The organism is Peribacillus sp. GL_122, from assembly GCF_057835005.1.
This window is the reverse complement of sequence record NZ_CM174415.1, coordinates 4409626-4428512: the sequence shown is the minus strand read 5'-3', so window position 1 is coordinate 4428512 and position 18887 is coordinate 4409626. Positions and strand designations below refer to the sequence as shown.

General features: G+C 41.3%; 19 protein-coding genes and 1 riboswitch. Of the genes, 15 read left to right on the top strand and 4 right to left on the bottom strand.

Annotated elements, in window-relative coordinates:
• Positions 1–118 precede the first annotated feature (118 nt).
• The 14 genes from AC3ISB_RS21430 to AC3ISB_RS21365 all read left to right on the top strand — a co-directional run bounded on the left by AC3ISB_RS21430 (position 119) and on the right by AC3ISB_RS21365 (position 15360).
• Positions 119–799 (top strand): DUF975 family protein, encoded by a 681-nt coding sequence (locus AC3ISB_RS21430; protein WP_098373610.1) that lies wholly within the window; start codon positions 119–121, stop codon positions 797–799.
• Positions 800–1189: 390 nt separating this feature from the next.
• Positions 1190–1369, top strand: a complete 180-nt coding sequence (locus AC3ISB_RS21425) for a DUF4083 family protein (RefSeq protein ID WP_489274193.1) — start codon at positions 1190–1192, stop codon at positions 1367–1369.
• Positions 1370–1963: 594 nt separating this feature from the next.
• Positions 1964–3202, top strand: coding sequence for a cytochrome P450 (locus tag AC3ISB_RS21420; RefSeq protein WP_489276987.1), 1239 nt, complete (start codon positions 1964–1966; stop codon positions 3200–3202).
• Between the two features lie 296 nt (positions 3203–3498).
• Positions 3499–4152, top strand: a complete 654-nt coding sequence (locus tag AC3ISB_RS21415; RefSeq protein WP_489274191.1) for a phosphatase PAP2 family protein — start codon at positions 3499–3501, stop codon at positions 4150–4152.
• An 83-nt stretch (positions 4153–4235) separates the two neighbouring features.
• The gene (locus AC3ISB_RS21410) at positions 4236–4847 is read left to right on the top strand and encodes a DedA family protein (protein ID WP_098373612.1); all 612 of its coding nucleotides are present in this window, start codon (positions 4236–4238) and stop codon (positions 4845–4847) included.
• Positions 4848–5026: 179 nt separating this feature from the next.
• Positions 5027–6667, top strand: coding sequence for a spore germination protein (locus AC3ISB_RS21405; RefSeq protein ID WP_489274189.1), 1641 nt, complete (start codon positions 5027–5029; stop codon positions 6665–6667).
• A complete protein-coding gene (locus AC3ISB_RS21400; protein WP_141994840.1) occupies positions 6657–7880 on the top strand; it encodes a Ger(x)C family spore germination protein in 1224 nt (407 codons plus the stop codon). Before AC3ISB_RS21405 ends, AC3ISB_RS21400 begins: the two co-directional genes overlap by 11 nt.
• 21 nt (positions 7881–7901) lie before the next feature.
• Positions 7902–9011, top strand: a complete 1110-nt coding sequence (locus tag AC3ISB_RS21395) for a GerAB/ArcD/ProY family transporter (protein ID WP_141994839.1) — start codon at positions 7902–7904, stop codon at positions 9009–9011.
• Between the two features lie 27 nt (positions 9012–9038).
• Positions 9039–9269: a YczF family membrane protein gene (locus AC3ISB_RS21390; RefSeq protein WP_098373616.1), complete on the top strand. Its 231-nt coding sequence runs from the start codon at positions 9039–9041 to the stop codon at positions 9267–9269.
• 171 nt (positions 9270–9440) lie between these two features.
• Positions 9441–12650 (top strand): DEAD/DEAH box helicase, encoded by a 3210-nt coding sequence (locus tag AC3ISB_RS21385; protein ID WP_489274186.1) that lies wholly within the window; start codon positions 9441–9443, stop codon positions 12648–12650.
• A gap of 422 nt (positions 12651–13072) precedes the next feature.
• A complete protein-coding gene (locus AC3ISB_RS21380; RefSeq protein WP_489274184.1) occupies positions 13073–13213 on the top strand; it encodes a hypothetical protein in 141 nt (46 codons plus the stop codon).
• Between the two features lie 549 nt (positions 13214–13762).
• A complete protein-coding gene (locus tag AC3ISB_RS21375; RefSeq protein ID WP_144526458.1) occupies positions 13763–14245 on the top strand; it encodes a DUF2975 domain-containing protein in 483 nt (160 codons plus the stop codon).
• Between the two features lie 10 nt (positions 14246–14255).
• Positions 14256–14477, top strand: a complete 222-nt coding sequence (locus AC3ISB_RS21370) for a helix-turn-helix domain-containing protein (protein ID WP_063232556.1) — start codon at positions 14256–14258, stop codon at positions 14475–14477.
• Positions 14478–14556: 79 nt separating this feature from the next.
• Positions 14557–15360 (top strand): DUF817 domain-containing protein, encoded by an 804-nt coding sequence (locus tag AC3ISB_RS21365; protein ID WP_489276985.1) that lies wholly within the window; start codon positions 14557–14559, stop codon positions 15358–15360.
• A gap of 161 nt (positions 15361–15521) precedes the next feature.
• On the opposite strand, the gene AC3ISB_RS21360 is transcribed toward AC3ISB_RS21365, so the two are convergent.
• The 3 genes from AC3ISB_RS21360 to AC3ISB_RS21350 form a co-directional block, all read right to left on the bottom strand.
• Complete coding sequence (locus tag AC3ISB_RS21360; RefSeq protein WP_098373619.1) at positions 15522–15836, bottom strand: DMT family transporter; 315 nt, start codon at positions 15834–15836, stop codon at positions 15522–15524.
• The gene (locus AC3ISB_RS21355; RefSeq protein ID WP_063232562.1) at positions 15836–16177 is read right to left on the bottom strand and encodes a DMT family transporter; all 342 of its coding nucleotides are present in this window, start codon (positions 16175–16177) and stop codon (positions 15836–15838) included. The genes AC3ISB_RS21360 and AC3ISB_RS21355 overlap by 1 nt, the downstream gene beginning before the upstream one ends.
• A gap of 71 nt (positions 16178–16248) precedes the next feature.
• A riboswitch (guanidine-I (ykkC/yxkD leader) is annotated at positions 16249–16348 on the bottom strand.
• 206 nt (positions 16349–16554) lie between these two features.
• The gene (locus AC3ISB_RS21350) at positions 16555–17526 is read right to left on the bottom strand and encodes a DMT family transporter (RefSeq protein ID WP_133350631.1); all 972 of its coding nucleotides are present in this window, start codon (positions 17524–17526) and stop codon (positions 16555–16557) included.
• Between the two features lie 501 nt (positions 17527–18027).
• On the opposite strand from AC3ISB_RS21350, the gene abrB reads away from it, so the two are divergent.
• The gene (gene abrB, locus AC3ISB_RS21345; protein ID WP_053536026.1) at positions 18028–18312 is read left to right on the top strand and encodes a transition state genes transcriptional regulator AbrB; all 285 of its coding nucleotides are present in this window, start codon (positions 18028–18030) and stop codon (positions 18310–18312) included.
• A gap of 62 nt (positions 18313–18374) precedes the next feature.
• On the opposite strand, the gene AC3ISB_RS21340 is transcribed toward abrB, so the two are convergent.
• Positions 18375–18812: a GNAT family N-acetyltransferase gene (locus AC3ISB_RS21340; RefSeq protein ID WP_098373622.1), complete on the bottom strand. Its 438-nt coding sequence runs from the start codon at positions 18810–18812 to the stop codon at positions 18375–18377.
• Positions 18813–18887: the final 75 nt, after the last annotated feature.

Genomic DNA, 18887 nt, shown 5'->3' with positions numbered 1-18887 from the left:
TAGAAATATTATGAGATTTAGACATCAAATAAATAGTGGTTTTTCTGAATCTATCCATATTTACAATAAAGGAACATTCAGAATTCTGCCGTTTAAAAAAGGGGAGTTAAATCAGAGTATGAGAATCTCAGAATTAAAGAGGAAAGCCCTTCAGTCGTTGGGAGGTAAATGGGGAGTAACTGTTTCGCTTATGTTGCTCTTGTTCTTGATCAACCTCATTTTACCTTTAATTGTCGAAGTGATCGGAAGCGGTGGGTTTTCACAATGGCTCATGCAGGAAGAAACACCATTATGGACTGATATCTTCAGCATGGTCTTTTCCATTGCCCTAATCCCGCTTACCATTTCAACCACTTGGTTCTACCTGAATTTGGTTAGGGAAGAAAACCCTGATATTCCAGAAGTATTCGCTATCTATAAAGATGGAAAAACCTCTTTCAAGCTTATTGGGGCATCCATCTTACAAGCAATTTTCATTTTTTTATGGTCATTATTATTAATCATTCCGGGTATCATCAAGGCTATCGCTTATTCGCAGCAGTTTTTCTTATTGAAGGATCATCCTGAATACACGGTGCTTGAAGCCATTACAGAGAGCAGAAAAAGAATGAAGGGCTTGAAATGGAAGTATTTCCTTATGCACCTAAGCTTCATCGGGTGGGGCATCCTTTGCATGTTCACGCTGGGAATTGGTTTACTATGGTTGATTCCTTATGCAGGAACAACAACTGCTGCATTCTATAACGAATTAATTGTGCCTCAAGAAGATATTGACGACGATCAACAAATAGAGGGATAAAAGATCAACCGATAGCAAATAGCTATCGGTTTGAATTTGTAGACAAAAGGGGTTTTACCTAAAATTTAAAACAAAGTTGATTGGAACGGAAGGTGCGAGACTCCTGCGGGAAAAGCGCGTCGAGGGGAGACCCCGCAGGCGCAAGGCGCCGAGGAGGCTCCCGGACCGCCCGCGGAAAGCGAGTGCCCTACGTTCCAATCGACGTTCGAGGTTTTATAAACCCTCATAAAAACTGAAACAAACTTGATTTCATCGATTTTGTCTAAAGTCTGCAACCGATAGCAAATAGCTATCGGTTTTTTATTCCCGATTCTCCTTAAAAAGGTTAAATTGTTCATTTTTCCTGGTGTATAATAGAATATTGAGAATGCCATTTAGGGGGATTACATAGTGAGTGGTTTTAATATTGCGGATCTGATATACCAATTGTTGTGCCTTGTATTTCTAATCCTGATAATCGTTGGGACCGTATCTCTTTTCCGTTCCATGAAGCAACGTAAAACCAGACTGGATATCATGGAAAAGAAAATGGATGATTTACATGAACTGATTAAAAGGGGCAAAAATTGACGGCAGCATCGTTCAGACTGCAGGCAAACTCGAAGAAAAGCGAGTTTGCCTGCAGTTTTTTTATTTAAAAAACGTTCCAGTTGATTGGAGCGGGTGTTCGAGACTCCTGCGGGAAAAGCGTGTCCAAGGGAGACCCCACAGGCGCAAAGAGCGCCGAGGAGGCTCCCGGACCGCCCGCGGAAAGTGAGTGCCCTACGTTCCAATCAACGTGATTTTACAAACTCCGGTAATTATAAAATAATCTATACTGAAATAACTTAGTAAAAGCACTGTCTCCGAATTTGAAAAAGAGGATTGGATTTTGAGCATCAATTGAGAGACATAAAAAAATAGAAAAAGAAAGTAAATTGTAAAAAATAAGCAGTTTTACATAGGGGTGTTGGGATTGTGGTGCAAATTTCATGTACGGCTGCTGGTATGGAAGATGCATGGTTTGTTGCGGCTTTTTACCCTATAATGGAATAGATGTGTATTTAAGGATTCGGTGAAAAGTCTATCAGGAATGCTCGACCCTATAACAAATCGACGGAGATGGAGAATGCTGAACATTCGATCCTTTTGTTAGGTAACTTTTGAGAAGTGGGAGGAGTCGGTATCATGAAAGAAGTTATTGCAGTAAAAGAAATTACTAGGTTTAAAACACGGACGGAGGAATTTAGTCCGTACGCTTGGTGCAAACGGATGCTAGAAAATGACCCCGTGAGTTATCACGAAGGAACGGATACGTGGAATGTTTTTAAATATGAAGATGTGAAGCGGGTTCTCAGTGATTATAAATATTTTTCAAGTGTTCGGAAACGGACTACCATATCGGTTGGTACGGATAGTGATGAAGGTTCTGTGCCTGAAAAGATCCAAATCACTGAAGCTGATCCACCTGAGCATAGAAAACGCCGTTCACTGCTTGCCGCAGCATTCACACCTAGAAGTCTTCAAAACTGGGAACCTCGCATTCAGGAAATTGCAGATGAATTGATCGGAGAAATGGATGAGGACACGGAAATCGATATTGTGCAATCATTGGCGAGTCCGCTTCCGATCATTGTCATGTCGGATTTAATGGGCGTTCCCTCAAAAGATCGTTTATTGTTTAAGAAATGGGTGGATATCTTATTCCTTCCGTTTGATATAGAAAAACAAGAAGAAGTAAATGAATTAAAGCAAGTGGCAGCAAAAGAATACTATCAGTATTTGTATCCGATTGTAGTGCAAAAACGATTAAACCCGACAGATGATATCATCTCAGATCTATTGAAGTCAGAAGTGGATGGGGAAATGTTTACGGATGATGAGGTTGTCCGGACGACCATGCTGATTTTAGGAGCGGGGGTCGAGACAACAAGTCATTTACTGGCCAATAGCTTTTATTCCTTGCTATATGATGACAAAGAAGTGTATCAAGAGTTACATGAAAACCTGGATCTGGTTCCGCAGGCGGTCGAAGAAATGCTCCGTTTCCGATTCAATCTTATTAAATTGGATCGCACCGTAAAGGAAGATAACGATCTATTGGGAGTGGAATTGAAAGAAGGCGATAACGTGGTTGTTTGGATGAGCGCAGCTAACTTGGACGAAGAGATGTTTGAAGATCCTTTCACCCTTAATATCCACCGCCCTAATAATAAGAAACACCTTACCTTCGGAAATGGCCCTCATTTCTGCCTGGGAGCGCCGCTAGCCAGACTGGAAGCAAAGATTGCGCTAACTACATTCCTGAAGAAATTCAAGCATATTGAAGCGGTGCCATCATTCCAGTTAGAAGAGAATCTTACCGATTCAGCAACCGGGCAAACTTTGACATCACTACCGCTTAGGGCGTTCCCTACAGTTTAAAAAACGAAAAAACCTTGTGCACTAACCTGCACAAGGTTTTTTTCTTTTTAGTAGGGAGGCATGGCATACATGTTCCTGCCACTTCCTGAAACGTTCGACAGGAAATCTTATAGTAACCTGAAGTTGAGGTGACAATGACGAATAGAGTAATATGATAAAGTAGCAAATTTTGTGCCAGGCATGTTCCCCGAATTAGGTTGGCTGGCAATCAAGCATTTACATGCATCATGCAATGAAGAAGATATGATAAAATAGAAAGTTCCATATGAAACGGTTTTAAAAAGTGAAAGGATGTTATGATGAAATTAAAGCAGCAATTAACCATTGCCTTTATAATAAGTGTACTTTCTTTAATCGGGTTCAGTTTCATGGCATTTACCATAAGTGCAAATGAATACCTGAAATTTGATGAAGATGTGATTTCCTTGGTGCAAGGATTTGAATCTCCCCTTCTGACGGACATCATGAAGTTCTTTACCTATATAGGTTCAACCGGTTCCATATTCATCCTTTCCTTGGTCATTTTGTTTTTCTTATATAGAGTTTTGAAGCATCGTCTGGAACTAGTCCTATTCACTGCAGTCATGGTTGGTTCACCTCTTCTCAATTTGATGGTTAAGCTATTCTTTCAACGCGCCCGTCCCGATTTACATCGGCTCATTGAAATAGGGGGGTACAGTTTCCCAAGTGGACATGCCATGAATGCATTCTCTTTATACGGTATTCTCACGTTTCTGCTATGGCGTCACATTACGGCTAGGTGGGCAAGGATTCTATTGATTCTGTTCAGCATGATGATGATCCTCTCGATCGGTATAAGCCGAATATATTTAGGGGTCCATTATCCTAGTGATATCATTGCCGGATATTTGGCGGGTGGTTGTTGGATTGCGATTTCCATTTGGTTTTTCCAAAGGTATCAAGACCGGCGGAAGAACAAAGATCGTTAATAAAGAGAACAAGGTTATTGCAAGATAACCAGCCGGCAGGTAACAGGCCAGCTGTTGATTCAAAAAAGTTAGGAGCGTATTAAATGGAAAACTGGATTACGGAATTCATGAATGATTTTGGGTATATGGGAATCTTTCTATTAATAGCATTGGAAAATATTTTCCCGCCGATCCCGTCTGAGGTCATTCTTACTTTTGGCGGTTTCATGACGACAACAGCGAATATGACGATTATGGGCGTCGTGATCGCATCGACTATAGGGTCAGTGGCAGGGGCAGTCGTCCTTTATGGAATTGGTTTACTTCTTGATGTGAAGGTTATTGAAAAGTTCGTGGAAAGGTGGGGCCATATTCTTAGGTTAACGGTATCGGACGTCCACAAGGCGAATTCATGGTTTGACAAGTACGGGTCATGGACCGTGTTTTTCTGCAGACTGGTTCCGCTTATCAGAAGTCTGATCTCGATTCCGGCAGGCATGTCCCATATGAGCTTTTGGCTCTTTCTGCTTTACACAACATCCGGAACATTAATTTGGAACATCATCTTAGTGAATATCGGGGCAGCTGTTGGATCTTCGTGGGAAGATATTGTAGGGTATATGGACATTTATTCCAACATCGTTTATGCGATATTGGCCTTGCTATTCATTATTTTCGTTGTTTTGATTTTTAGAAGGAATAAAGGCAAAGTATAATTTCAGTTTAGTTGATTGGGCCGTTAGAGTCGGCACTTTCATTACATAACCGAAATGAACACCAAAGGCTGTCATTGCGACAGCCTTTTTCTTATGGAAGGAAGACAGCTGAACTCAGAATAAAGGGGGAGTGCTTTGGACAAAATGAGTGAAACGAAAAAGGAATGAGGTTCGGTGCTATGGCTTCTTTTTTCAAACAAAAGAGACAAGTTAAGCAACAAAGTGAAAAGAAAAAGGAAGATGAAAATCAATCCAAAAGCAAAACGCCTGATTATATTGAAAGTTCCATTTCTGCCAATCTGGAAATCGTGAAGAAAAAGACGGGAAACAGTCCGGACATCATTATCCGAACGCTGAAAATCGGTCAAAATCCGGAGATGAAAACAACTATCTTGTATGTGCAAGGCCTGATTGATAATCCAAGCGTTACGGACTTTTTAATTGAGTCAATCATGAAAAATCCTCATCTATCAGAAAAAATGCTTCCACAAGAAGCATTGGATATAATCTCTGAAGACGTGATTTCGCTCGGTGGTGTAGAAACCGTCAAGGATTGGGAAAAATTGTTTTTGTCATTATTATCAGGGGACAGCATCATTTTTGTTGATGGTATAAACATCGCCCTGGTTGCCAGTACAAGAGGAGGAGAAAAGCGCTCGATTCAGGAGCCAAGCACGCATTTGACTGTCCGGGGATCAAGAGAAGGGTTTACGGAATCGAATGGAACGAACATCGCCATGTTACGCCGGATCATCAATACCCCGGATTTATGGATAGAGTCGATGAAAATTGGCACGGTGACAAAAACGGACGTTTCCATCATGTATATAAATGGAATTGTCAAAGAAGGGATCGTCGAGGAGGTCAAGAAGCGCTTAAATCGAATTAACATCGATAGCATTCTTGAATCAGGATATATTGAACAATTGATAGAAGACCAGGTCATGACCCCATTCCCAACCCTTAACCATACAGAAAGACCGGATATGGTCGCAGGAAATCTTCTGGAAGGAAGAGTGGCTATATTCGTTAATGGATCGCCTTTCGTCTTGATAGCCCCGGCAATATTCGTACAGTTTTTCCAATCTGTCGAAGACTACTATAATCGCTTCGACATTGCTTCAGCCACACGTTTTTTACGGATCATCGTTTTCATTATTTCTATAGTCGGGCCAGCTCTCTATGTTGCAGCCACGACTTTTCATCAGGAAATGATCCCAACGAAGTTGCTGGTCATCGTAGCGGCCCAAAGGGAAACGGTTCCTTTGCCTGCCGTCATTGAAGCGCTTCTCATGGAAATGACCTTTGAAATATTACGGGAAGCAAGTCTTCGGATGCCAAAGGCTGTTGGTTCGACCATGTCCATTGTCGGAGCATTGGTCATCGGGCAGGCGGCTGTCCAGGCTGGTATCGTATCGCCGGCAATGGTCATCATCGTCTCGATCACGGCGATTGCCAGTTTTGCAACCCCTTCTTATTCCATAGCGATTTCTGCCCGCATTGTGCGGTTCGGATTCATCATTTGTGCCGGCACTTTAGGCTTTTATGGGATGATTTTAGCCTTTTTCATCCTTATTGTCCATTTATGCAGCCTGCGTTCACTTGGCGTTCCTTATATGACACCGCTCGCCCCTCTGAATCCGGAAGGGTTAGGCGACACATTTTTCAGAAGACCTATGTGGGCGTTCAAGGAAAGGCCAAAATTATTATCCAACGAAAATAACCTGATAAGGGAAGGCGATAATCAAAGACCTCTGCCTCCTGAATCGCGTGGAATGAAAACTTCTGACGAGAAAAAAGGTGAAGGCAATGAGTCGTAAAAAGCTACTTCTGTTCTTGATGTTGATCTCTACTACATTCACCTCCGGCTGTTGGGATAAAAAAGAGTTAAACGAAATGGCCATCGTCTCGGCAGTTGGACTCGATAGAAATAAAGAAGGAAAGCTAGTGGGAACGTTCCAAATCATTAATCCAAGCAATGTAGCGGGAGCTCTTCAGGGCGGCGGCGGAACAAATCCACCGATATCCATTTATAGGGCCACCGGCGATAATGTGCTTGAACTGGATAGTATCGCTTCAACTAAAATCTCGCGGGATATGTATTTTGCCCATGCCAACCTGATTGTCATAGGTGAGGAACTAGCAAAAGAAGAGGGCCTCAACGATATTTTCGACGCATTTGAGCGCTCACCGGAATTCAGGGCAACTACGAGGATCGTGATTGCCCGGGGTGTGAAAGCAAGGGATATTGTCGAAGCATTAACTGCAATCGATAAGGTATCTGCTGAGAAAGTCATTAAGACGATTGAAACCACTGAAAAAATTCAGGGGGGAAATATTAGCATTAATCTCCAAGAAACGATCAAGAATCTGCTTAGTACCGGGAAAGAACCGATAATAAGTGGTTTTACCGTGAAAGGAAACACAGGTAAAGAAGATAAAATGGAGAATACCATGTCCACGGATATTAAGGCAAACCCTAATGCAGCAGGGATAGGTGTTTTTAAAGATGGAAAATTGATTGACTGGCTGGATGGCAATAAGGCAATAGGGTCAATGTGGGTATTGGATAGGATCAAAAGTACCCATTTAAACATTGATTGGGAGGATAAAAAAGACGCAGTCACCTATCAGGTGATTCGTCAAAAAACCAACGTTTCGATAAAAATGGAAAATGGAAAACCTAAGGTATTTATAAAGGTCCGTGCAGAAGGAGATATCCGGGAGGTGAATGTTCCTTTGAATCTAACCGATACGCATGTTTTGATAGATATTGAAAAGAAGTTAACCAAGAAATTAAAGAAGGAGATGGAAGATGCGGTCGTTCGGGCACAAAAAAATAAAGCCGATATTTTTGGCTTTGGTGAAATCATGCACGAAAACCACCCTAAAGAATGGAAGAAAATCGAAAAAAACTGGGACGATGTTTCTTTTCCTGAACTGGAAGTAGATGTGCAGGCAGAGACTTTCATTCGCCGTACTGGATTACGTAATAAGCCGTATCTTTCGAATATAAAAAAGAATGATCAATAATGGAAGGGAAGTGGCATCCTCATGGAAAAGGCAAAAATCAGCGGTTACCAGCTGTTCGTCCTTATTTTCCTGTTTGAAATGGGCAGTGCACTTTTGGTTCCGCTTGCAGGTGAAGCCAAGCAGGCTGCTTGGCTAGTCATCCTTATTGCGATGATAGGCGGATTTTTATTATTTTTCATTTATTATGGCCTTTTTCAATACTACCCTGATCAGCTGTTAACAGAGTTTGTAAAACAGATATTGGGGAATTTTCTAGGCAGTATCGTAGCTTTTCTATACATCCTTTATTTCATCTATCTTTCTGCAAGGGTGCTGAGGGATTTCGGAGATACACTGCTTACTTTTGCCTATCCTCATATTCCGTTATTTTTTGCGAACGCTGTATTCATTTTAGTCGTGGTGTTTACGGTCCGTAAGGGGATAGAAGTATTGGCGAGGACGGGGGAACTATTCTTTGTCTTGGAGAATTTACTTTTAATGACCTTCATGCTTCTAATTATTACTTCAGGCATGATCCATTTAAACAACTTAAAACCCATTTTTGAAATTAGCGGGACAGAGATGTTGAAAATGGGTTTCACTAAAACCGTATTCTTTCCATTTGGCGAGGTCATAGTGTTTTTAATGATTTTTCCTTATTTGAAAGAACCTCAGCGATTGAAAAAAATTGGAATGGGGGGCTTGGCGACAAGCGGTATTTTTCTCGCGGTAATAATGGCCGTGAATATTGCTGTACTAGGTGTGGACCTTACAACACGTTCACAATACCCTCTTCTTACCCTCATTCAGTCCATAGAGGTCGCTGGCTTTCTTGAACGTCTCGATGTGTACTTCTTGTTTTTATTGATGATTGGCGGGTTCATCAAGATAAGTGTATTTACTTATGTAGCGGTATCGGGTACGGCGAATGTTTTCAATGTTAAACAGCCCTCCAGACTTGCTTACCCTGTTGGCATGATCATTTTATTGATTTCGATCATTATATCAAGCAGCTATACGGAACATATCTATGAAGGGCTAGGTGCCGTACCACATTACATCCATCTGCCATTTCAGGTGATCATCCCATTGCTTCTCTTGATCATTGCCTTTTTTAAGAATCGAAAAAAAGGAAAACAAGCACCAAAATAAGTTCCTAAAAGGTGGATTTGATGAGAAATGAAAATCTTTGGTATTACAGTTTTGATCCTAGCCCCTTTAGTGGTCATAACTTTAGGTATGGATATATTATTGGGATTTGATTTGGATAATTCAATGAAGCACGCCTTTAACCCATTTTTGGTGAAGGACCCCGTTGAATTTATCCTTTTTCTCATTCTTCTTGTATTCCTTTTGTTCAGCTTCTTTTATCGAAAAAAAAAGAAAGGCAACACCAAAGGACAACAATGATGCCGCAAATTCCCGGTGCTGAAATAGAGATGAACTCCGAATATGGGAGTTTGTCTTTTTGCTTTTTTACAACCCCGTAAACCCATTTCATAGTATGATGATAAAATGAGCTTATTTTTCAGCGGAATGTAAAATCACTCAACAAAAAAACCTCGGAAGGAGGACGGCGATTTGGATATCAAATTAAATCAAAAAATCATAAAAGACATGTGCGGGGCCGTCTCCTTCAAAAGAGGGGAAGCTTTTCATCGTGCCAATAAAGTGACATTTGAAAGTTACCGTCCTGATGGTTGTGAAGCAACGGTTAAAGGAAAGGAAGACTTCCATGTCACGATTGAAGTGGATGCTGTCGGCGGATTTCAGACGAAATGCAGCTGTCCTACGCTTGCTTCCTTCCAAAGGGATTGCCAGCATATTGCAGCCGTCCTGCTGTCGGTTTACGACCATCAGCGAGATGGAACGATCCCTGAGGGCCTAAATGCAGACAGTACTGATGCTTCAGCCAATAAGAAGTTGTCAGAAGGCTTGCTGACCCTTTTCAATAATCAGCCTGTACGCAAAAGCGGTCATCAGCGCCACTTTGAAATAAGAAAGATGCTTGAAGCGGAATTTACGTGTAAACCAGTATGGATGGGAACGGATCGATATATGTTAGGACTGGAAATGAAAATCGGTTCTTTCAATGTGGCGAATGTCCGTGATTTCCTGAAGCGAGTTAAAGAAGGAAAGCCTGCCCAAGTGTCCCGTTCATTTATATATGACCCGGTGCTGCATTGTTTTCAGAATGAAAATGATTCCGTGCTTCAGGAGCTCATTACAGTGATATCTGATGAAAAAGTCTATGTTGACGCCCTGACGGATAAATCTGAATATACATTGGACAATCACTTATTACTTTTGCCTCCATCTTCTTTTCGAAGGCTTGTCCCCATCCTTGAAGTAGCTCCATCGGTGAAGCTTGCCTATGGTGGCCTTACATTCAATGGCTTTCGTTTATCAAACGGACCGCTTCCTTTACAGTTTGACTTTACCGAAAGCGAGGTCAAAGGTTATCAACTGAATATTAAAAGGCTGCACGAGATGATCGTCATGAATGCATACACATTGGTTCTATTTGAAGGGGAATTGGTTCAGCTCGAAAATGAGGATTTCCACCGCCTTTCAGAGTTAAAGCAAATGATGGAGGATTCGGGGATGAATCAAATTCCAATCCATCATGACCAGCTGGAATTATTCATGGACAAAGTGGTACCAGGTTTGAAAAGACTGGGTGAAGTCCATATAGCAAGATCCATCACTGAAATGTTTTTGAAGACTCCGCTGGTTGCGAAGCTATACTTGGATCGTGTGAAAAACAGGCTGCTTGCGGGGCTGGAGTTCCATTATGAAAATATCGTGATCAACCCTTTGGAAAAACAGGAATCCAAGGTTATAAGGGATGTAGAGAAGGAGGCGGAGATACTAAAGCTGATGGAGGATAGCCAGTTTGCCAAGACGGACGGCGGCTATTTCTTGCATAACGAAGAGTTGGAGTATGAGTTTTTGTACCACATCGTTCCGAAACTCCAGAAGCTGGTACAAATCTATGCCACGACCGCTGTAAGAAACCGAATTTCCCGTGGGAATGCTGCACCGCGCATTAGGGTGAAAATTAAAAAGGAACGTACTAATTGGCTCGAATTCAAATTTGAAATGGATGATATCCCAGATAAACAAATACGTGAAATCTTAGCAGCGCTTGAAGAAAAAAGGAAATACTATCGTTTAAGGAATGGATCGCTGCTTTCCCTTGAAACAAGGGAATACGAGGAAATCAATCGATTTCTAAATGCACTGCCCGTACAGGATGAAGACTGGGAAAGCAGGCTGAACATGCCAATCGTAAAAGGGCTGCAGCTCCTTGATTCCGTTAATGACAGCCAGACATTCACAATGGAAGAATCCTTCCGGCAGTTTTTGGATAACATCAGGAATCCGGGCGCCTTGGAGTTCGTGGTGCCAAATAGTCTGGCCCCGATCTTGCGCGAATATCAAAAAAACGGCTACAAATGGATGAAAATACTTGCCCAATACGGTTTTGGCGGGATTCTTGCTGATGATATGGGTCTGGGGAAAACATTGCAAAGCATCACCTTCATTTTATCCGAGCTGCCTGACATCCGTAAGAAGAGGATTCCGGCGCTTATTGTCTGCCCATCATCATTGACCTACAATTGGCTGAATGAATTCACTAAATTCGCTCCGGATATCCAAGCCGTCGTCGTGGATGGCGACAAGACGGAAAGGACGAAGCTGCTTAAGGAAGTGGGTGACGTGGATGTAGTGATCACCTCTTATCCATTGCTCCGGAAAGACATCACGTCGTTTGAAAAAGAGGACTTCCATACGGTGTTCTTCGATGAAGCTCAGGCCTTTAAGAACCCAGTGACACAAACGGCACGAGCGGCCAAGAAGATAAAAGCGGCACATCGCTTCGCATTGACTGGTACGCCCATCGAGAATTCACTAGAAGAGCTCTGGTCCCTTTTCCACGTCGTATTCCCTGAACTATTCATGGGGTTAAAGGAGTACAGCAACCTCTCAAGGAAGCAGATTTCCCGCAGGATCCGTCCATTTTTGCTGCGGAGAATGAAAGAGGACGTACTGGCGGAACTACCGGAAAAAATCGAGTCGCTGGAATCGATGGAACTGCTTCCTGATCAGAAGAAACTGTACGGCGCCTATCTGGCGAAGCTGCGGCATGATACGCTGAAACACCTGGACAAGGACACCCTCCGGAAAAATCGGATCAGGATCCTCGCAGGCTTGACCCGGCTTCGGCAAATATGCTGTCACCCCGCCTTGTTTGTGGACGGATATAAAGGCAGTTCAGCAAAATATGAGCAACTGATGCAAATTGTCGAGGAATCGAAGCATTCTGGAAGACGGGTGCTGATTTTCTCGCAATTTACAAAAATGCTTCAAATTATCGGCAGGGATTTGGCCATGAAAGGACAACCCTTTTTCTACCTGGATGGACAAACTCCATCAAAGGAACGTGTTGAAATCTGCAATCGGTTTAATGCAGGAGAACGGGATATATTCCTCATTTCATTGAAGGCGGGCGGTACGGGTCTCAATCTGACGGGTGCTGATACAGTCATTCTATATGACCTTTGGTGGAATCCGGCAGTTGAAGAACAAGCAGCGGACCGTGCCCATCGAATGGGGCAGAAGAATGAGGTTCAAGTCATCAAACTTATTGCCCGCGGCACAATCGAAGAAAAAATGAATGAACTTCAAGAAAAAAAGAGACACCTTATTGAAGAAATCATCGACCCTGGGGACAAGTCGCCGACTGCCCTTACAGAAGAGGATATCAGGGAAATCCTGATGATATAAGGAGGGGAATCCGGTTACGCAAATCAGTAGACAGGAACAATTTATGAATTGAATAGTTTAGTCATGGAGCATTTCTTTGTAATGAGGAATGCTTTTTTTCTTTTTTTAATGGTTCTGTTAAAGGATGTTGTTGATTTTCTTGATGAACCAACGGGGCAGGTTAGTTCAACAAGAAACACAATAAAATTTATGGTGTTCACATAATGTATCTTAACGGAAGTACGAAAAACAAAATCCCTTTGCCGCACAAGCGGTTTTTGCATAGGGAAATAAAATCGATTGGCACCAGAATTATTTTGTTTGATTATATATTCTTGATTTATGGCCTCTTGTCTATCCATTGTTTTCATACCAACATATTTTATAGTAAGAGTGTTAAAAGGAGGGGATTTGAATGTTTTTTTGTGATAGAAGACGCCGTTGTGATCGATTTGATCGATTTGATCGTTGTGACAGATTTGATCGATTTGATCGTTGTGACAGATTCGGTCGATTTGATCGTTGTGACAGATTCGATCGATTCGATTGTAGAAGAAGATGTTTTTGGTGATTTAACCCTATAACTCAAATTACAAGCTCTGGTTGAGCTAATGACTGATCTATAATCTTTCAAAAAAACTACCAGATATAATTATCTCGGTAGCTCTGGATGAACACCTATTTCACAGCTTAATCCTGTTCTTGGATAGTTATCTAATACCTCTTGCACATGACGTTTCACGTCATCTATATTTATTTCAGTTAGCAGGCACCTCTGTGTCTGCTACATTATTTTTAGAATAGGTTCTTCAACTAAACTGGCCAGTTCGTTGAAGAACCTATCAATTAGTTTACATAAGAGATCTTAGAAGAAGTAACAATCAAAAAAAGTTTGTAAAGGTACACCTTTACGAACGGGTGCGTTAGTTCCATATGATGCACTAAAGAAGACCACTTATTAGGTGGTCTCTTTTATTTGTTCAACAATCAACATTAATCTTTAACAAAGCCTTTTTAAAAGAAAAGGATATTTAGGTAACAATAATAATATAATAAAAAACAACAATGTTTTATTGTAAAACGATAAATCATATGTTAAATTAAATTGACTAAAAATAAGTGAGGTGCTTTTTATGAAACTAGGAACAACACTCTTTTTAAAGATAGCTGTTATTTTTATTGGAATTCCGGTTCTTGCCTTGTGCATCTTTTTTGTGCCTGAGATAGCGAACTTTGCAGCAGAATTATATCCGGATATGGCTTATTTGAAATATCTTGTTTTTATCGATTTGTATGCATCGGCGATACCTTTTTACTTTGCTCTATATCAAGCCTTTAAACTTTTAAGCTATATTGACAAGAACAAAGCTTTCTCGGAATTATCTGTAAGAGCGTTAAAGACTATAAAAAATTGTGCAATCACAATCAGTGGCTTGTATGTGTTAGGCATGCCGCTCTTTTATCTCATAGCGGATATGGATGACGCCCCTGGTATCATATTGATCGGAATGGTCGTTATTTTTGCTTCATTGGTGATTGCAGTCTTTGCTGCTGTTCTTCAAAGGCTTTTACAAGAAGCCATCGATATAAAATCAGAAAATGACTTAATAGTCTGAGGTGAATAACTTGGCGATTATAATCAATATTGATGTGATGCTGGCTAAAAGGAAAATGAGTGTTACAGAACTTTCGGAGAGGGTTGGAATAACGATGGCCAATCTTTCCATATTGAAAAACGGTAAGGCAAAAGCGATTCGATTAACAACTTTAGAGGCGATTTGTAAAGCTTTAGAATGTCAACCCGGAGATATTTTGGAATACCGAAATGATGAAGATACCCAAGATTAAAAAAGTGGAAGAAAAGAAAGATTTCATCAAAGGGGAGTTACTCATGAATTTAACCATTAAAAAAATGGAGGCACCAATCATGAGAGCACTGAAACAACTCGTTCGTTTTGGTTGGGAGCAGGCTTTATCATGCTTGTTTCCTGCCGTTATTTTTGCCTCTTTGGCTATTACAAAATTCATACCGCTTCCCTTCCTGCCGCGGTATGACTGGCTGCTCATCATCTGCCTTCTGATGCAGTGGTGGATGGTGCGTTCCGGGCTTGAAACAAAGGATGAACTAAAGGATGAACTAAAGGTTATCACATTGTTCCACCTTATTGGACTTGCTCTTGAACTTTTCAAGGTACATATGGGCTCCTGGACTTATCCAGAGGAAGGATATTTCAAAATTTTTGGAGTGCCACTGTATAGCGGATTCATGTACGCAAGTGTAGCGAGTTATCTTTGCCAGGCGTGGAGGAGATTAAAGGTTGAACTGGTCAAGTGGCCACCGTTTTTGGCCGTGGTAGCTCTTGCCGCTGCGATTTATTTGAATTTTTTCACCCACCATTATTGGATCGATGTTCGTTGGTGGTTATCTGGACTTGTCATCATCGTCTTTTGGCGATCATGGGTCACATACGAGGTTGGCGGAACTCGTTATCGTATGCCAATCGCACTTTCATTCGTTCTCATCGGATTTTTTATATGGATAGCCGAAAATATTGCAACATTCTTTGGAGCTTGGGAATATCCAAACCAAACCGATGCATGGAGTCTCGTTCATCTAGGAAAGGTAAGTTCATGGCTCTTATTAGTGATTGTTAGCTTTCTTATAGTAGCGACGCTAAAACAGGTTAAGGGGAAAGATTCCACTAAGATGGATGCAAGTCAATTTTTATAAAAAGAAATTCGGCCTTCTCGTGAAAAACAAATTAGGTGAAAAGACGGCACATAATGAACATATATGCGCCGTCCTTGATTTTCTAAATCTTTTATAAAGAATTGTGGTGTCCTATTCCTTTTTTCTTCTGAATTTCCACGAAAAATGACCATCACTCATTCCTATGAAACAAGTTTTAATCCCACTGCTGCGCCAAGGACCATGGCTATAAAAATGACCCTTCGCCAATCTTTGGATTCCCCGTATAGGAGCATCCCGATTATCGCTCCGCCTGATGCGCCGATCCCTGTCCAAATAGCATAAGCCGTCCCCATCGGCAAGGTTTGCATGGCATAAGCAAGAAATAGGAAACTTGCTCCGAATCCGATGAATAACAGCAGCAAGGATTGCCAATTACGGTCTTTGTGCAATTTATTTATCATCGCAACCCCAAACATTTCAAATAGCCCCGCTAAGATTAAAGAGACCCAAGCCATTAAGATTCATCCCCTTTCTCAGCTTTATCATCAGTCACTAGTTTCAAGCCGATCACTCCTGATAATAAGAGGAGAATCAATAGCGTCTTGCTCAGCTTGAAGGATTCCCCAAAGAAAATGATTTCGGAAAAAACGGTCCCGGCCGTCCCCATACCGACAAAAACGGCATATACCGTTCCGACAGGAAGCTTCCTGCCAGCCATTATCATCAAATAAAAACTGATGATGATCGAAATGACCGTTCCAGACCAAGTCCAAAAGTCATCTGCATGTTTTAAGCCAATCACCCAAAATACTTCAAAAAAAGCTGCAATGAATACTTTAATCCAGTTTGTGCTCATGAATACCGCACCTCCAATTTTATTCTTTACCAAAAAAACAAAAAAAGCCCAAGAGATAACCGTTAAACAGTTTCTCCCAGGCTTTTATCCTTCCGTGGCACAGCATGCTGTGAGTTTTCTCTCGGACCAGACCAGCAATAGACGCACTGCGGAACCCTAGAAAACCTTTGACATATGCAATTACCTTTCATTATACATACTTTTTGAACTTACTCAAGGTAAAAGTTTAATGAAAAAAATGGGTGGTGAGCTTTTTGCCGCACTAAAAAATCATCAATTTATCATGACATATCAATGTAAAAAAAGAACATAGTCAGGTTCTGTTTTCATGTCGAAAAAGCCCCGATAAGATTTTGGGGCTTTTTTTGACCTGCTATTTAGGCACTCACTATCCGTTTCCGGGATGGACCTTCTTTTTTATGTGATACATAGCTATGCAGGATCATTCCTATGATGACGATAAAGATGCCGAACCACGATAACGGAGAAGGAATCGGTAAAGATAGGAACAGTAATTCGCCAGCCAGTGCAAAAAGGACCTCCATCGATTGTGTAGCTTCAACGGAAGCTAATTTCTGCATATTTCCGCTTACCAAATCGGTCGCCTTGAAAAAAAGGACCGTGGCGATGACTCCAGAAAATAGTGCTACCAAAAGGGATTGGAAACTTTGCATCTTCGTCGGCGCCCCCACTGTAAAGAAACCGTACAATGAAAGCAGAAACCAGAATGGCAGACTCGCCAAAGTCATTCCCAATACCCGCTGATATGCATCCAAACGTCCTTCGGATACTTCCATCATTTTGCGATTTCCCAAAGGGTATGCAAACGAGGCGATGACGATTGGAATCACTCCCAGCCAAAGATTGGCCATTGAAATGTGCTTGGTGTGTTCAAGCTGCATCAGGATGATTCCAAGCAGGATGATCATGGACATAAGGAGGCCTTTCACGGAAACCTTTCCTCTTTGCCTTTCGAGCCCATCTTTCGTTTGGACATTCTCAAAAAACAGCGGCGCAAGTAATGCACCCGAAATGATCGTGATTTGCCAAGTGCCGGCAATTAGCCAGCCAGGTGAGTAGGCGGATGCAAAGCATAAAGGAGCATAAAATAACCCAAAACCGACAAAACTCCAAAGCAGCCAAGGACCCGGCTTTTCTCTCATCACTCGTAAAAGGGGGCGCAGATTTTTTCTGCTCAATACGATACACAACAGAAAAGGCACCATAAAGATATAGCGCAGCGAAGCACTCCATATCCAACTTCCGCCAGACAACTCCATGGCCTGATTTAAAACAAACGTAAATGCAAAAAAGAAAGCGGAACAAATACCTAATATAATCGGACGCAATTGACTCACCTCAATCTGTTTTATGAGTCAATAAGACTCTGGAAGCATGGCGATCGTTTCGGCTTTCTGAAAAATTTTTCAGAAATATCCACTGTGTCAAAAGCGGAATGAATTTTCGGAATATTATAAGCGATCAATTTAAATTGTCCTTCAAAAGCAATAGAAAATCAACAGGATTCTTTTAAGCTAGTGAAATTCATTCTCCGTGATTCGACATGGAATGAAAAGAATGGCTTTTGGAGTTAAATGAAGACGTTTCCATTTTACCATTTCATTTAACAAAATGTACCAACAAAAAAAGCGAGAAACGCTGTTATGACACGGATTATGAAGGGATTACTAATATTTTTTATAAAAATCATATAGAGGCAGATAATATACGAAGATACGAGAATTGACGAATATGGTAGGGAGTGGTATCTTTATAAAAGTGCAAATAATGTCGAATGGTGACGAAATATTAAATGCAACATTCGCAAGAAAGTTAGTGGGGTAAATTAAATGAAATCTACAGGTATTGTACGTAAAGTTGACGAATTAGGGCGGGTAGTCATTCCAATTGAACTGCGCCGAACATTAGGAATTAATGAGAAAGACGCTCTGGAGATTTATGTAGAACAAGAGCGCATCATCCTTCAAAAATATAAACCAAACATGACTTGCCAGGTTACTGGTGAAGTTTCCGATGACAATATGAAACTTGCTGACGGTAAATTAATACTTAGCCCTGAAGGTGCCGAACTTCTAATTAAAGAAATTCAAGCCAGCATGGAAACTGCTAAATAATTAATATACTAGATACATAGCATCCAAGTGTAGGGAAGGTTTTCCCTACACTCTTTTTTATATTAAATGGAGAAAAAATAAAAATGGTTTGATTCACGGACGAAACCAATTTTTTCATAAAGTTTCTGTGCATTTACATTATCCTTGCCTGTCTCCAGTGAAACCCCTTTGGCACCTGTTTCGCGTGCAAACGTGATGGCCGCGTTCAATAACTCCTCGCCAAATCCCTTTTTACGGGCGGACTCCTTCACGAATAAATCATTCAATACCCATGACCGCATCATACTCACAGATGAAAAAGAAGGATATAATTGTACAAAACCAATAGGATTTCCTTCGTCATAGGCCATAAAAACCACAGACTCCCCATTTGTCAGCCTTTCCCTTAAAAACTCCCTTGCGCGACCAGGATCGGATGCTTGCTCATAAAACACTCTGTATAAATCAAAAAGTTCCGTCAGTGATTCCAGCTCATGTAATGTAGCCTTCTGTATACTCATAAATGGCTCCCCCTAATAGTTATAATACCCCTAATTTACCATTTATTTATGCTATCCGAGAAATTCAGGAGCACA